Genomic DNA, 15,749 nt, shown 5'->3' with positions numbered 1-15,749 from the left:
AGACCTATAACTTCTAACATTCATACCACGACATGAAAAAAGCATTTGAATTCCTTAAAAACCTGAAAAAAAATAACAACAGAGAATGGTTTGCCCAGCACAAACCGGAATATGACTTGATTGTGAAAGAAAACAAAGTTTTTTTTGATCAGATCTATACTGACCTTCAGGAACACGATAATTTAAAAGGAATCCATATGTATCGGATTTACAGAGACGTTCGATTTTCAAAAGATCAAACACCCTATAAAAATAATTTCGGGGTTGGCTATTCCCGTTCAAAACCGATGTTACGAGGCGGATATTATATACAGATAGAGCCCAATAACAGTTTTGTGGGCGGCGGATTTTGGGGTCCTGATACCAAAGATTTGCTTCGCATCCGTAAAGAATTCGAACTCAGTACAACAGTCATAGAAAAGATTACTTCTGATGAAACTTTCAGGAAATACTTCGGAAATATCGAAGGTGAGGCTGTAAAAACAGCTCCAAGAGGTTTTGATAAAAATCATCCGGCCATTGATCTTATAAGAAAAAAGCAATATGTCGTCATGAGAAAATTTACCGATAAGGAAGTTATATCGGCCAGTTTTCAAAAAGAAGCCGTTCTCACTTTATTAGCGATGCGTCCTTTTTTTGATTATATGAGTGAAGTTCTGACGACGAATCTCAATGGAGAGCCTTTATTTTAAAAATGATAGAACCGGAAGGCAATGTATTTCAGTTAAAAAGTAAAAAAATATAACCTAATAGTGGTTGGTCACAATTTATTAAGAGAAATAAACTTCAATCATTCAAAAAACTACCTCATTAGCATTCCTTTAATCCTTGACAATTCAAAATTCACTGAGAAAAAAATACGGTCAGTTTAGGGGTAAATAATTTGAAAAAATGCAGATTAGGTTGCTGCTCATGTAAACCATCCTCACATTAGAATAAATCTATTTTCATTATAATTCAAGCTTATTAGATGGAAGAAATATTAAAACAAATTGAAATTAAAAACTCTCCTTATGGATTTAAAATATTGAATCCAGCGTCAGATGATAAAATATTGGAATTGGAAAATAAAATTGGATTTAAGCTCCCTGAAGAATTCATTCATTTCTATAGTTTATGTAACGGATTTGAATGTCATAAAGATATTTTCAATTTTTTATCAGTAGATACCATATTAGCTAATGATGATTATGGCCATCATTGGTTTTTGTTTGCAGAGTATATGATTTATTCTGATTCGTGGGGTTTGAGAAAAAATACAAACGGAAATTTTGAATTTTTCAATTCTGCACAAACTATTTCATCCCATTCAATCCTTGAATTTTTAAAATCTTTTTCGCAGGGAAATCTTTTTGAAAAAGGTGGAATTTGTGAATGGGAAGAGAAACATATTAAAAAAAATAATTCTCAGCCTCAACCATAAATTATTGACAATGTATAGTCCAACAAGAAGAAATAGAAATATAGGAACCGAGAATCAAGGCTATGGTCAAAATAATAAATTGACGATATCCTCACCCTATGGAGATTTAAAATCCTTTTATGAAAGACTTGCTCATTATAGAAAAGAAATCAGATTAATAAATAATCACGAATTTATATTTGTGATTGAAGAAACCCGCAAAAATTCAATACACTCCTGTTCATTGAATGATATTCAGAAAATAATTGAACAGATTCCATCTAAAGATTATGGAGGTTTAAAGTTCATTATTTTAAGACAGCCAAAAAGAAAAGAAGAAATTCTTTCACCGGTATGGGGAAGATTAATTTACAGTTATGAATTTGAAAACGAATACTTTCCTGCGGTTATTTTGGATGCAATTGATACAGAGAAAAAAATATTCTGGCCTAAAAAACAAACTGTTGAGGATCAAAGAGAATTTGAAAGATTAAAAACTGATGGACACACATTTATCGATGCAAAAAGAAACTTTATCGCTGAATTCAAACCTGAATTTACAAGAAACACTCAACTTTATAGAACTTTACCACACGAATTCGGTCATTATGTTCATTATTTAGAAGTTGTTGAAAGACCGAGAAATGATTTCGAGGATGAGGAAAATTATGATGAAAAAGAGAAAAGAATGGATTTCTATTTCAGTATACCCAAAAGTGAAAAAGAAAAATTTGCTCACGCATATGCAGATGCACTAAAAGCAAAGCTTATTGATGAAAACAAAATACCTTTTGAACCTGCATAACCATATTCTACAATGAAACTCAAATTATTCATCTTCCTATTTACTTTTTCACTCATAAAAATTTTTGCAACGGGTCAGGAACCTGACAAAATTATAATCAACAACAAAGAGTATGATCTTATGAACAATCCTTTGGAGGGATATTTAGAGCGCCATCCTGATGATCATCCTGTCTTTGGACCCAAGCTCCCGGAATTTCAAAAATACAAAAACGGAGAGAGGATGCTTTCATTTTCCACTTCAAATGACCGCGATTATATCGCAACATTTACAATTGAAAATAATGTCTTAAGCTTAATTGATATCAAAATTCCTGATCTGAATTCAGAAAATGAAGATTATATTTCCGTTTTCCAAAAACTTTTCGGAGATCGAAAAATAGTTCTTAATTATTCTGGAATACTTGTGATTCCAACCGGAAAACTCATTGAAGCTGCCAGTTTCGGATATTCGTCTTTACATGAGCATTACAAATTAATAACCATCAACAATGATACGGTGGTCAAGGAAAAAGATCTCAATAAAGATGAATTCATAAAATTCAAATTTCGTCAGTTTGCCCAATATAAAAAAACGGAAGAATATAAAATGGAATTAAAAAAATATATTGAAGTCTGGGAATACAGCAAAAAATCGGAACTGTCAAAAGAAAATACCAAAGGAATGTCAAAGAAAGAAATCTCCACATTAAAAAAGGGATATGAACAGCCTCCTACCGAAGATTATATGAATGGATACTTTTTCGCGACCGGAAATCCGGATTTCGTCATTGTAGATTACTAATCTATTCAAAATAAATATTTTTTTTAAAATAGATAAACCGTTCTATCCTTTAGAATGTTTTTTTTCCGTTCAGCTTAGATATAAGATCCTTCTATTTTTGGAGAGTATCATTTTTTCTGAAGCAATTCTTATTTTATTTATTTTTATATCACCAAAATCATTAAACAAAATATGAATCATCATGAATTTAAAAACATTAATCAATCACAGTGTTCAGTACAATAATTGGGTGGTCAACCAATACATTGACTGGCTTTCAACCAAGTCTGATGAACAGCTTAACCAGGAAGTTATTTCAAGCTTCCCAACGATCTTAGCAACCCTGCACCACATCTGGCAGACGCAGGAATACTGGTGGGGCTATATTGCAGAAAATTCCGATTTTAATTTTGATAAAATTTCTGCGGCAGCCACTAAAGACGAAATTTTCGCAGGCATAAAAACCAATTCTCAAAAGCTGATGGATTACGTAGAAAGTTTATCAGAAGAGGATTTAACAAAAAATGTAAAAATTGAATCTCCCTGGTTTCAGTGTGATTTCTCCAAATATGAGTACATCCAGCATGTGATCGTACATGGAACTTATCACAGAGGACAAATTGTAACAATGGGACGAAATGTTGGAATTACTGATGCTCCTATGACGGATTACAATTTCTGGAATGTGTATAAAAATTCTGAAGCTACGTCTGAAATTTAATTCATCCCAAATATCCTGTCTTTAAATTATAAAATATCAAAACAGTGAATTCAAACATTTCTGAAGAAACACCAGTCTATTACCACGGTACCAAAGCAGATCTTAAAACCGGAGACCTCATCGAAGTCGGTTTCAGTTCCAACTATGGCACCAAGAGAAAAGCGAAATACATCTATCTTTCGGCTACTTTGGAAGCGGCAACATGGGGCGCAGAACTGGCTTTCGGAGAGGGAAAAGAAAGAATTTATATCGTAGAACCTACGGGCCCTATTGAAGATGATCCTAACTTAACAGACAAAAAATTCCCCGGTAATCCCACAAAATCTTACCGTTCTCAACATCCTTTTAAAGTAATTGGGGAAGTTACTGAATGGCAGGGACATTCGCCGGAGCAGCTGAAAACAATGAGAGATCACCTTGAAAAACTGAAACAGCAAGGCATTGAAGCCATTGAAGACTGATAAAACCAACAATTAAAAATGACAGATTTTGAACTTTGGGAGGCAGAATTAAAAACCATATGGGATCAGTTGGGACTCATTTCCAACGATGATTTCATTGAAAAGATAAAAGTACATACAGAAACAATCTCTGCCGGAAAACCCAATGCTGTTGCAGATTTTGAAAGAGCCTGCGCCTATGATTCAACAGGTTTTGAAAAAAATGCAGAACCCCTTTACAGATCTGCGTTACAGCTCGGCCTTACGGGATTGCGGAGAAGAAGAGCCAAAATACAACTGGCAAGTACATTGCGGAATAATGGCAAAATACATGAAAGTATTGAGATCCTTAGGGAAGAAAAAGAAAACTATTCTGATGAACTGGATGATGCTGTCAATGCTTTTCTTGCATTGTCATTGTCTTCAATCAACAATGATAAAGAAGCGTTATCATTAGCTCTTGAATCACTATCTAAACATTTACCCAGATATAATAAATCTGTGTATAATTATTCAAAAAAACTGATTAAATAAAAACTGTACAGGATTTACTCCATAAAAAACTAATCATTTTGAAAGCTCAAAAACTATCCATTGACAAACTTACCACAGAAAGGCTGATTCTTATTCCGTTTACAACAAAAATCTGTGAGGGTATTCTGAAAGATGATTTCGGCGGTCTTTTGGCCATGGGATTAAAAAAAGGAAAAGGCTGGCCCTATCCCGATGTGATAGAGACATTGCCAAGGATCATTGATAATCTCTCAAAAGTTGAAGGACCTACAGGGTTTGAATCCTGGATGATTATTAAAAAAGACACTTTCGAAATCATTGGGGATGCCGGATTTAAAGGATATAATGATGATAAAAAAAACATCGACATCGGATATGGAATCTCCAAAGAAGAAAGACGAAAAGGCTATGCTGAAGAAGCTGTCACAGAATTGATACGCTGGGCTTTTTCTACCGGTATGGTTTCTGAAATCACTGCACGATGTCTTTTGGAAAATGCCAATTCCATTAACTTTCTGAAGAAATTAAGCTTTACTGAAACAAAGCAGGATGCTGAAATGATGCATTGGTCGTTATCCCCAAAAAGGCCTTTATAAGTTATTAAAAGATAATTCAGATACCGATTAAAAAATATAATTTCCAATGAATTTGAAGGAAATATCGATGAAGCTTGCTTCAAAAACTGATATGAAAAATCTGATCTTTGTTTTAATGGCTCTTTGCTTTATCTCCTGCGAAAGCGACAAAGAAAAACTAGCAAAAGTTGAAAAAGAATGTGCTGCTAAAACTAAAATTGACGGCTTCAATGTCTCCTTCTTCGGATACTTTCCAAAAGATGCAGATTCTGTCCATATTCAGATAAAAAGAGGAAATCAGATCATTCAAAATTATCATGACAAAATACCCACCGCTATTTTTGATTCTTTAAGAAACCAGAGAAATTATTTGGTGAAAAATGAATTACTTTTAACGGACACCGTCTTTGTAAAAATAAAAAATGAACCTGCAAAAAAGATTTACGGGTTTAAATATCTTGTCAGGTCTCATTATACGATGATGAATAAAGGCTGGGGCTGTGATTTCTATGAACTCAATGTAGACGGTGAAATAAGTGAGGGCGCAGCGGTGCATTTTACTGCTAAAAACTGGAAGATCATTGAAAAAAAAGACTTTAGGAATTATTATCATTTTTAAATATTTTAGTGTATTTTGTATAAAGTATTCATGAAGTCATTTTACATGAATACATTTTACTTTTTGCAAATTAATTCCCATCACAGATCCCCTATTCTATTTCTTTTTGTAATTTAACACACCGGAAAAGAGTTCCGTCACACCAAACATCACCCTATGAAAATCGTCAGCTCCATAAAAACAAGGCTTTCTGTTATGCTATGCTGTCTCTATTTTCTGTTCACTTCCTGTTCAGGACCCGTTCCTGCATCCACGATTACAGATATTTCCGATATAAAAGCTGAAATTAATCTTTATCAGAGCTTAACAGATGAAAATGACAATAGTATTTCCGTCAGCTTGTATGACAGAAAAGGCAAAATGTTTGGCAATGATTCGGTGAAGATATCCGTCAATGGGAAAAAAGTAGAATACAAAATTGTACAAGGATTATACTATACCAAAAGCTATTTATATCACACAGAGAAGATAGCTCCGGAAAATAATAAGTACGAATTTCAGATCCAACTGGCCAACGGGAAAAACTTTTTTCTGGGCAGCGTTCCCTCTCTGAAACTAAGCAGTTCCAGAAATATTATCTATGACGAAGAAGCCCCCTTAAGCAAAGATTTTTCCATCCATTGGTCCGGTCTTCAGGATGTCAATAGGCTGTATTTGTCCAAAAGTGTTAAAGTAAACACTAAAGAGAAAAGTAATATTGAGACATTTATGGAACAGCCAGGAGATACTATAAAAATTGGCCCTGCAGGAAATTACACCTTAAAAAAAGAAAATTTCTCCAAACCCGGCGAAACGCTTAGTATCTTGGGATTTGAATTCACGGCTGAAAAAACCGGAACTGTAAATCCTCAACTGCTGAAAGGAAGCAGCATCAAGATCAATGGCTATCATGACGAACATGTAAACTTCAAATAATACTAAACTTAATTTTTAAATAAGATATTCCTGTGAAGAATATCTCAATTTTAATTAATCATCATTATGCAAAACACGACAATCCAGGAAGAGTGGTTCTCAAAAGGAGAACAGTATGCTAAAGAAATTAACGAAATGGTTGATTTCGGTGAAAAGAACGGTTGGGAAAACTGGAAGGGCAAAGAACCTGAAGATACAAGATCCAATCTTGCTGAAGCTGTATTTAACTTGCTTAAAACAGCCAACCAGAACGGAGATACAGAAAATTTCAGAGCAGAATTTCCGCCTGCTCACACGCCTATCATTCCTTTACTGGAAAACAGATCCCAAAGTATCGAGCAGCTTCACTTCATTTCCGGTGAAAAGATGGTTTTCATGACCGGGACTTCCTATGAAAAAAGACAGGCTTACCTACTGGATCATGATCAGGTGACCCCACTAGACGAAACGATTCAGGCCATCGGAAAATCAAAACAGAACCTTGTTTTTGCCATAGCGACTCCCGGTAAAATATCCGTTTATAAAGGCTGGGATGGAGAACTCATCAACGAATTTAAGCTCGATCAAACCAAAGAATTAGGGATTACAGAGCTGATCCCGTTCAACGATGGCAGCAAAGTCCTTCTGGTCACTTCATTCGGGATTTATCTGATTTCTAAAAATGAAGAAAAACTCATTCATCCCATCAATGAAGATAATGAGGAAGACTGGACTCCGGATATCGATATGGAAAACGCCACGCTTTCCAATGACAATTCCTATATCGTGGTAGGAGATCAGAGTTATGACCACAGGATTTTAGATCCGGAAGGCAATACTTTAGGTTCCATCGGAGCACAGTCCTCATACCCGCATTTCTGCCTGTTTGCTAAAGATGACAGCCAGCTGATCACCAATTCCTGCCATTTCTACAACGGAATTACCATTGGAATCAATGCTGATCAATATGTAGGTGCTGATATCGAAGCTTATACTGAAAGCGATGATTATACTATTATTGATGAAGAAATGAGAGTATATGCAGGTACGGCCACAGAAGATCATTACATTTTGGGGGATGCTTACGGATACATCAAAGCCTTCAATAAAGAAGGAAAGCAACTTTGGAGGCACTTTTTAGGATCTACCATCTCCGGAATGACCCTTTCAGATGACGGAAAAACACTTTGGGTAGCTGCTCATTCAGGCATTTTGCACAAACTTAAATTAGACCAGGGCCGCAGAGATCCCCACAGTATAGGCAATGCCAATCTTTATGAAGAATTCAGGTTGCTGATATGGAAAGATGAACCTCAGATATGGAAGTGGTAAGATCATAAAATAATTTACAAACGTTCTGGTTTCAGGACGTTTTTTATTAACTGAAAAAGAAGAAAACACAATAGTATTCACCGTACTTTTTGTATTTTTAGTTTCACAAAAATCACAATTATAAATAGGAATAAAATAACTCATGGAAAAATACGCACAATCTTCAGACGGACAGAACATTCACTATAAAGAAAACGGCCAAGGAAGTACTTCTATCCTATTCGTACACGGATGGCTCGGTAATGCAGAATGGTGGAACAGCCAGCAGGAATATTTCAAAGAAAAATATCAGATTGTACAAATGAGTCTTGCCGGACATGGAAAATCGGATGCCTCCAGAAAAGAATGGTCAAGCGAATTATACGCAGAGGATATCAAAGCGGTAGCAGATCAGATCGATTCACCTGAGATTATTCTTGTGGGACACTCGATGTCGGGAGCCTACGTTCTTGAAGCCTCTTTGAAAATCCCCAAGGTAAAGGCTCTTATTCTGATAGACACTATAAAAGATCTCGATGAAACCTTTACAGACGAACAAGCCGAGGAATATTTATTTGTGCATTACCGTAATGATTTTAAAAATGCGGTTGAACATATTCTTCCCCAATATCTTTTCGCGGAAAAAACACCATCGGACGTAAGAGAGCAATTACAGAATGAATTCCTTCAAAACACATCACAAACAGCCATAGACCTGCTCAGACCTTTGTATAAAACAGATTTCAGGGAAGCAGCATCAAAAGTTCAGGTACCGGTAAGAGCTATCAATTCAGATAACTTTCCTACCAATGCCGACAACAACCGAAAGTATTTAAAAGATTATAATTATGTTGAAATAGCCGGAACAGGGCATTATCCTATGCTGGAAAACCCGGAAAAATTCAATCAATTACTTGAACAAACGATCAAAGAACTTATCTAGACGATTCACAATTATCCATTATCATGCTGAATATTTCCACCAAAAAGGAAGATCTCTCCCGAAAAGAAAAAAGTGAAGAAATTCTCAAAAAAGAAGACATAAAAATTAATTTCAACCTCCCCCACATAGAAACTGAGGAGGAAACGACAATTCGGACCGCTGAAGAAATAGCCAGAAGAGTCACTGTTCTTGCTGTGACCAACCTTATTGCTTTTGATTCCATGGAACCGGAAGAAGCTATTGATTATCTTAAAGACTGTAATCTTTGGGACTATGTGACTCCTGATGAAAAAGATTTTCTAAATGATCCTACAGAATACAAAAAATCCCAGGAAAGCTGGAAATGTGAGTGTATTTGGGTTTTATTATGGGCATTAAAAAAAGTAGATACCTTACCCTTTCCTAATGAGTTATGTGATTTGAATGATATTCCGGCCGAAAACTATCCTTTTGGCGGAGATATGGATCCCAATGATTTCATTCATGCTCCTCATGAACTCCGTTCAAAATCAGACATACTTGATGCAGCCGACCTGTATTACCGATATGACTGGGCGTGTGTTGATGCCCGTATCAACAGTATTGAAATGACCACGATAGATCCCGGCATTGTCTATGAAAGACATTATGCCTTAAACTGGCTGATCACTTATATGGATCAGGATTGGGATGATGTTTCATGTGATACGTAATCCGTTTGATAGATGATACTACAAAAACTTATTGAAAAATTCATCAGCCTCTCAGAAGGAAAACTCATCGCACACGAATGGATGGGCTGGTTTGCCGATCATAAAAACACAGTAGAAAAAATATGCGGAAGAACTGCCTTTCTTAAAATAAAGCCCAAAGAAAGTTTCAGCGGGATCAGAAATTTATACATCGGGCAACTGGGCGCTTTTGACTGGCTTCAATCTGTGAAAATCAACACTACTTTTTCTGACCTCTATAAAAAAGGCTGGGAAAAAGAATTTGAAGATTTCTGTAAAGCCGAAAAACAAAAGGAAAAAAAGCTTCAGAAAGAGGTTGAAAAGAAATTCGGATATTTAAAAGACCACTATCCGAAGTTTTTCAGGCAATTAACCAAATCGTACGGTGATTCTGACATTATTGAAGCTGGTGTACAGCAGGAATTTATTCACAATATAGAAAAAGAACTTTCTATGAAGCTCCCTGAAGATCTGACAACATGGTACCAAAATGTATCCATCCTAAAGCTGGAAGGTATAGAAATCGATTTTCAGGAATTAAGTACGGAAACAATTCAAAAAAAACAATACTTAGTCCTGGGAGAATTCTGGCTGTACGGCGATGGAGACCAATTGCTGTACAGTTTGGAAAATCAAAGCATTTACATCTTTGCCCATGAACATAGCCCTCCAAAAGTGATAAAAATCGCAAACTCATTATCTGATTTTGTAGAGAAAAAAATAGTAACATACTTAAAGGAATACGAATCATAAGATTTAAAACCGGATCCCTTACAAAAGTTAAGCTTATCAGAATCTCACAAAAAATAAAGCCATTTCAAATCGGAGTGGTTTATTTTTTTTGAATTTGTAAGGCAACCGAAAAAACGACCAAAAATCCCTTTTCCAATTCAAAAAACTTCCCGAAATTTGCCATCTGTGCGTTAAATATAATCAATGAAATAAAATTTTAAATCAAAACATACAGTAAAACTTAGTATAAGTTTTCTTCGGGGCAGGGTGAAAATCCCTACCGGCGGTTACAGTCCGCGACTCCTTTCTTCGGAAGGGACTGATTTGGTGGAATTCCAAAACCGACAGTTAAAGTCTGGATGGGAGAAGAAAATGAAACGGTCAGTAAGATTCCTTACGGGCTTATTGTGCCGTGTTTCATTTCCATGTACCGAAGACTATTTTAACTTTTAAAAGTAAAATAACATGGAAAAATTATTAGAACAATTTGGAGCGACCTCCACAGAACGTGTAGAAAATGCACTTCTAAAACTACAACAGGGAAAAGGTATTCTTTTAGTAGATGATGAAAACCGAGAAAACGAAGGTGATATCATCTTTCCCGCATCCACCATTACAGAAAAGGACATGGCACTGCTGATCCGTGAATGCAGCGGTATCGTCTGTCTATGCATTTCCGAAGAGAAAAGCAGGCACCTTAATCTGCGTCCGATGGTGGAAAACAACAACTCTAAAAATCAAACCGCATTCACCATTTCTATCGAAGCCAAAGAAGGCGTTGAGTCCGGTGTTTCTGCTAAAGACCGTGTAACAACCATCAGAACTGCCGTGGCAGAAGATGCGCAGGCTGGTCATATTGCAAGTCCGGGACACGTTTTCCCACTGATTGCCAAAGAAGGCGGGGTTTTCGAAAGACGCGGCCACACGGAAGGCAGTGTAGATCTTGTGAAAATGGCCAATCTCGGTGACGATGCCGTACTTTGCGAACTAACCAATGAAGATGGCTCTATGGCCAGGCTTCCGGAGATCGTGAAATTTGCGTCCCTCAAAGAAATGAGCGTGGTAACGATTGAAGACATTTATGCCTACCGCAAAATAATGAGCAACTAAAAAATTATATATAACGCACAGAACAGCCGTCCGATCATACCGGGCGGTTTTTTTATTTAAATAATTCATTAAAAACAAGTTAACATAAAAAATCAATACCTGTTTTTATTTATCTTAGTGAAAAATAAAACTATGAAAACACCACTACTCTTTTTGCTGGGTATTTCCGGCGCACTTTCCGCACAAATCACTCTGACAAAAGCGGCCAACGATCCTTTATCTGGAGATACCGCGAATAATTATACGGTAACGGGAACAGTAAACAATTCCGCTACAGGAGCCAATGTTACCTTTTCAAACGGCAGTCTGACACAGGGAGCAGCTTCTCCAACAACTTATTCGATACCATCTGCTGCAGAGATTACAACATTTCCGGGTTCTACCATTAAAATGAGCAGCGGAGCCACTACTATTTTTTATAAAACCTCAGCTGCAAAACTGGAAATCACCGGAGTAATCAATCCTGAAGCTACCCTAAACTTTTCAGTTGATAATGGTACGTATATGAATTACCCTACTGCTTTCGGAATCACTCAATCCGATAACGCCAGAGGAAATTTCACTTCATCGGTAGCCAACGGACTGTTCAGCGGGACAATGGGTACACTGGCAGATGCCTATGGAACATTGATCATCAGCAACAAAACTTACACGAATGTACTGAGGGTAAAATTTACACAGAATTTTAATTTATACTCCCCATTTGATGTCACTTTCTCAAATCCTATAGGAACTTTTACCAACACCGCTTATTCGTATTATGACGGCAATCACCGATATGCGCTACTGACATCTACAAGCGGAAATATTTCGGTTCCTTTACTGGGAATCAATCAATCTACTTCAAGTGCGGCGGCTCTGAGCGAAACTTTTTTAGCAACTGCCAACACTACAAAAAAAGAAGATTTTGTGGTTTATCCTAATCCTGCAAAGGATTTTATCGGATTTAAAGGAAATACAGAAAACTATACAACTGCCAATATCTATAGCCTAGATGGAAAACTGATCAAAACTTCAGATATACAATCAGGGAACGTACAGATTTCGGAACTTCCGCCAGCTTCTTATTTTATAGAAATTAAAAGGAAAAATTCTGAAACAAAGAAAAATACTAAGTTTATCAAAAAGTAATTTTTTATCAATAACCAAGAAAGCCGTCCTGCGTCAGGACGGCTTTTTGTATATAATAATGTGCATCTTTCACTGATTTTGCATAGTACTCCAATCACTTTGCATTCCGATTTTTTTTAGAATAACAGTATTTAGCAATCCAGAATATCGAAAACAACAACTATATCATTATTTTTAAGTTAAAAATCAATTCATATTGAAATATTATTGAATTTTTGCCCGCTTTTTGCTGATACCTTTCTACACCACAAAATATAACATCATGAAAAAGCTCCTCATCTTAATACCTTGTTTCTTCTTTTCAGAGGCAGACGCACAGGAAGTCCAGGCTGTTCCAGTCGATAAAATGAATATCATTAAAACCAACGTTACAGCTTATGCATTCAGAAACATCAACCTGTCTTATGAAAGAGCGATTAACCAATGGTTCTCAGTAAATATAGGTTTCGGAACCATGACGCAGGGTAAAGTACCCTTCATCAATGCCTTTTTGAAAGATGAAGATGAGAAAAGATTCCAGAACCTAAAGGTAAAGGCCACGAACTTCACCATTGAACCCAGATTCTACATCGGGAAAGGCTACGGAAAAGGATTTTATTTTGCACCATATTACCGGTATTCCGATGTTTCTTCCAACAGCTTTGATTTCTATTACGATTATGATGCCATTGACGGACATACCTATCAGATTCCCCTTAAAGGACAGGGAAGCACCAGCGGAAACAGCGGCGGGCTGATGGTGGGTGTACAGTTTTTCCTGACCAGAAGCCAGAATCTGGTCCTTGATTTCTGGATCGCGGGTGCTCATTACGGAAGCGGAAAAGGCGACTTCACCATGACCAGCGACTATGTCCTGACGCCGGAAATGCAGGCTCAGCTTAAAAAAGAAATTGAAAATCTGGACATCCCTTTTGTAGATTACACAGTAGAAACCAATGCCAATGGCGCTAAAGTAAAAGTAGACGGGCCCTGGGCAGGTTTCAGAAGCGGCCTGTCGATTGGGTACAGGTTTTAAATCATTAAAAAATACCGTTCTTGATTTTCTGAACGGTTTTTTTATATCTTTAAACCGGATAAATTGTTATCCGGTTTAATACGTTCGCATGAAAATTCTCATCATAGAAGACCATAAAGACCTTGCTGCCAACATCACGGACTACCTTAAAAAGGAAGATTACGTCTGTGAAGTAGCTTCTGATGCGAAAGAAGCTTTAGAAAAAATAGAACTTTTTGAGTACGACTGTATTCTTCTGGATCTTATGCTTCCTGATGGAAACGGACTGGACATTCTGAAGCATATTAAAAACTACACTCCCGGAGCAAGTGTCATTATTGTTTCAGCAAAAGATTCTTTAGATACAAAACTGACCGGGTTAGATGACGGAGCCGATGATTACATCACCAAACCATTTTCTTTACCCGAGCTTCATTCCAGAATAAAAGCAGTTCTCAGAAGAAAAACCCCTGAAGCCAACCGTATTTTAAGCTTTAATGAAATTAAAATTGACCTGGAGTCTAAAGAATGCAGGATCAACGACCAACTGATCAATCTTACCAAAAAAGAGCTGAACCTGCTGATCTATTTTATCAACAATCAGAACAGGATGCTTTCCAAGCAGGCAATTGCCAGTCACCTTTGGGGTGATTATACGTACAGCATTGACAATGTGGATTTCGTTTATCAGCATTTAAAAAACTTAAGAAAGAAAGTTATTGATGCCGGTGGAAAAGATTATCTGCAGACCGTTTATGGATTGGGTTATAAATGGATTGATAAATGAATTTAAGTTTCCGTTTTGCCCGAGCATTCACTGTATTGGTATTTTTCGTTCTTATCACAGGTTTTGCTATTCTCTATTTCGCGTTTGAAAGGGCAACGATGCGTTCTGCCATTCTCAAACTTGAGGATTTAAACAGTTACGTAGCACGTAGACTGGAAAGTGATTCCGCTTATGATTATTTAAAATTTCACCACGGGCAGATTCAGGTGAAAATTCTTCCCTTAGATTCTAAAAATATCAAGGAAAAAATTATCGAAGAAAAATACATTTGGAATAAAAGCATCCAGTCACACATGAACAGGATCACAGTAACCACGTATCCTTTAATTCAGAAGAAAAGGTATGCCATCACCAGTGTAAGATACATTACGATCATTGAAAATAATTTCCTGATGAGCATCATTATGGTCATTGCCTGGATCATGGTCTTTCTTATCATTCTGACCATTATCGTGAGTATTCTGGTTTCTAAAAAAATTCTTGACCCTTTTTACCACGCGATAGACGAAATAAAGAAATTCAGTCTGAGAGATAACCGTTCCATGGATCTGATGAACACGGAAACCGAAGAATTCAAATCCCTGAATACATTTTTACTAAAAATGACGGAAAGCTCCAAAAAAGACTACAACCTCTTAGAGGAACTTTCGGAAAACACGTCTCATGAATTACAAACACCGTTGGCTTCCATCAAAGGGAAAATAGAACTGCTTATGGACAGTGAGCTTTCGGAAAACCAACTGATCACTCTTTCCTCAATGAATGATGAACTGGACAGACTGTCATCCATCAATCAATCTCTTATTCTCCTCGCCAAGCTGGAACATTTTGAAAAAAACGATTCACAGCTTATTAATTTCTCTGACTTACTTCAGGAAAGGCTTCATTATTTTGAGGATATTTTTGAAATTCAGAATCTTACGGTGACAAAAGAAATTCAGGAGGATATCTATCTTAATTTTGATAAAAACCTGGCAACGATCGTTATCAATAACCTCATCAATAATTCCAAAAGACACAATATAGAAAACGGAAAAATCTCTGTAACGCTTACAGAAAGCTATTTCCAAATTTCCAATACAGGTAATCCTCCCACGATTCCTACTGAAGAATTATTCAAAAGATTCAAGCGCGGAAACCCCAACCAAAACTCCATTGGGATAGGTTTGGCACTCGTGAAGAAAATTTTGGAGATTTACGACACCGAAATCTTCTATCAATTTGAAAACAATATGCACAGCGTAAGGATCAATTTCACAAAATAAAACATTGAAATTCAAAAACATAACACCAAATGTTT

At 36.5% G+C, this 15,749-nt stretch carries 19 protein-coding genes and 1 riboswitch; all 19 genes read left to right on the top strand.

Features of this window, described 5'->3' with window-relative positions; all coding sequences use genetic code 11:
* Positions 1-32: 32 nt before the first annotated feature.
* The 19 genes from NZD88_RS08035 to NZD88_RS07945 all read left to right on the top strand — a co-directional run bounded on the left by NZD88_RS08035 (position 33) and on the right by NZD88_RS07945 (position 15,714).
* Complete coding sequence (locus NZD88_RS08035; protein WP_259828620.1) at positions 33-692, top strand: DUF2461 domain-containing protein; 660 nt, start codon at positions 33-35, stop codon at positions 690-692.
* Between the two features lie 278 nt (positions 693-970).
* Entirely contained in the window at positions 971-1,423 is a 453-nt protein-coding gene (locus tag NZD88_RS08030; protein ID WP_259828618.1) for an SMI1/KNR4 family protein, read from the top strand.
* 10 nt (positions 1,424-1,433) lie between these two features.
* Positions 1,434-2,207 (top strand): hypothetical protein, encoded by a 774-nt coding sequence (locus NZD88_RS08025; protein WP_259828616.1) that lies wholly within the window; start codon positions 1,434-1,436, stop codon positions 2,205-2,207.
* A gap of 12 nt (positions 2,208-2,219) precedes the next feature.
* Entirely contained in the window at positions 2,220-2,990 is a 771-nt protein-coding gene (locus NZD88_RS08020) for a hypothetical protein (protein WP_259828615.1), read from the top strand.
* Between the two features lie 181 nt (positions 2,991-3,171).
* Positions 3,172-3,690, top strand: coding sequence for a DinB family protein (locus tag NZD88_RS08015; protein ID WP_259828613.1), 519 nt, complete (start codon positions 3,172-3,174; stop codon positions 3,688-3,690).
* Positions 3,691-3,725: 35 nt separating this feature from the next.
* A complete protein-coding gene (gene arr / locus NZD88_RS08010; protein ID WP_423738657.1) occupies positions 3,726-4,151 on the top strand; it encodes an NAD(+)--rifampin ADP-ribosyltransferase in 426 nt (141 codons plus the stop codon).
* 18 nt (positions 4,152-4,169) lie between these two features.
* Positions 4,170-4,664 (top strand): tetratricopeptide repeat protein, encoded by a 495-nt coding sequence (locus tag NZD88_RS08005; protein WP_259828609.1) that lies wholly within the window; start codon positions 4,170-4,172, stop codon positions 4,662-4,664.
* A 38-nt stretch (positions 4,665-4,702) separates the two neighbouring features.
* A complete protein-coding gene (locus NZD88_RS08000) occupies positions 4,703-5,239 on the top strand; it encodes a GNAT family N-acetyltransferase (RefSeq protein WP_259828607.1) in 537 nt (178 codons plus the stop codon).
* Between the two features lie 46 nt (positions 5,240-5,285).
* A complete protein-coding gene (locus NZD88_RS07995) occupies positions 5,286-5,837 on the top strand; it encodes a hypothetical protein (protein ID WP_259828605.1) in 552 nt (183 codons plus the stop codon).
* Positions 5,838-5,993: 156 nt separating this feature from the next.
* Positions 5,994-6,752 carry a hypothetical protein gene (locus NZD88_RS07990; protein WP_259828603.1) on the top strand — a complete coding sequence of 253 codons (759 nt, stop codon included), beginning with the start codon at positions 5,994-5,996 and terminating at the stop codon, positions 6,750-6,752.
* Positions 6,753-6,818: 66 nt separating this feature from the next.
* Positions 6,819-8,063, top strand: coding sequence for a hypothetical protein (locus NZD88_RS07985; RefSeq protein ID WP_259828595.1), 1,245 nt, complete (start codon positions 6,819-6,821; stop codon positions 8,061-8,063).
* 142 nt (positions 8,064-8,205) lie between these two features.
* The gene (locus NZD88_RS07980; RefSeq protein WP_259828593.1) at positions 8,206-8,985 is read left to right on the top strand and encodes an alpha/beta fold hydrolase; all 780 of its coding nucleotides are present in this window, start codon (positions 8,206-8,208) and stop codon (positions 8,983-8,985) included.
* A 23-nt stretch (positions 8,986-9,008) separates the two neighbouring features.
* A complete protein-coding gene (locus NZD88_RS07975) occupies positions 9,009-9,677 on the top strand; it encodes a DUF4272 domain-containing protein (RefSeq protein ID WP_259828591.1) in 669 nt (222 codons plus the stop codon).
* 12 nt (positions 9,678-9,689) lie between these two features.
* Complete coding sequence (locus NZD88_RS07970; RefSeq protein ID WP_259828590.1) at positions 9,690-10,448, top strand: SMI1/KNR4 family protein; 759 nt, start codon at positions 9,690-9,692, stop codon at positions 10,446-10,448.
* Between the two features lie 228 nt (positions 10,449-10,676).
* Positions 10,677-10,802: riboswitch (FMN riboswitch) on the top strand.
* Between the two features lie 90 nt (positions 10,803-10,892).
* A complete protein-coding gene (ribB, locus tag NZD88_RS07965) occupies positions 10,893-11,537 on the top strand; it encodes a 3,4-dihydroxy-2-butanone-4-phosphate synthase (protein ID WP_259828589.1) in 645 nt (214 codons plus the stop codon).
* Between the two features lie 132 nt (positions 11,538-11,669).
* Positions 11,670-12,668 (top strand): T9SS type A sorting domain-containing protein, encoded by a 999-nt coding sequence (locus tag NZD88_RS07960; protein ID WP_259828587.1) that lies wholly within the window; start codon positions 11,670-11,672, stop codon positions 12,666-12,668.
* Between the two features lie 262 nt (positions 12,669-12,930).
* On the top strand, positions 12,931-13,683 hold the full coding sequence (locus tag NZD88_RS07955) for a DUF3575 domain-containing protein (RefSeq protein WP_259828586.1): 753 nt from the start codon (positions 12,931-12,933) through the stop codon (positions 13,681-13,683).
* Positions 13,684-13,771: 88 nt separating this feature from the next.
* Entirely contained in the window at positions 13,772-14,449 is a 678-nt protein-coding gene (locus tag NZD88_RS07950; RefSeq protein ID WP_259828584.1) for a response regulator transcription factor, read from the top strand.
* Positions 14,446-15,714 (top strand): sensor histidine kinase, encoded by a 1,269-nt coding sequence (locus NZD88_RS07945; RefSeq protein ID WP_259828583.1) that lies wholly within the window; start codon positions 14,446-14,448, stop codon positions 15,712-15,714. Before NZD88_RS07950 ends, NZD88_RS07945 begins: the two co-directional genes overlap by 4 nt.
* Positions 15,715-15,749 lie beyond the last annotated feature (35 nt).

It is taken from the genome of Chryseobacterium pyrolae (genome assembly GCF_025153485.1).
GTDB lineage: Bacteria > Bacteroidota > Bacteroidia > Flavobacteriales > Weeksellaceae > Chryseobacterium > Chryseobacterium antibioticum.
Note: the sequence above shows the minus strand (reverse complement) of the source record. Positions and strands in the feature narration are given on the sequence as shown.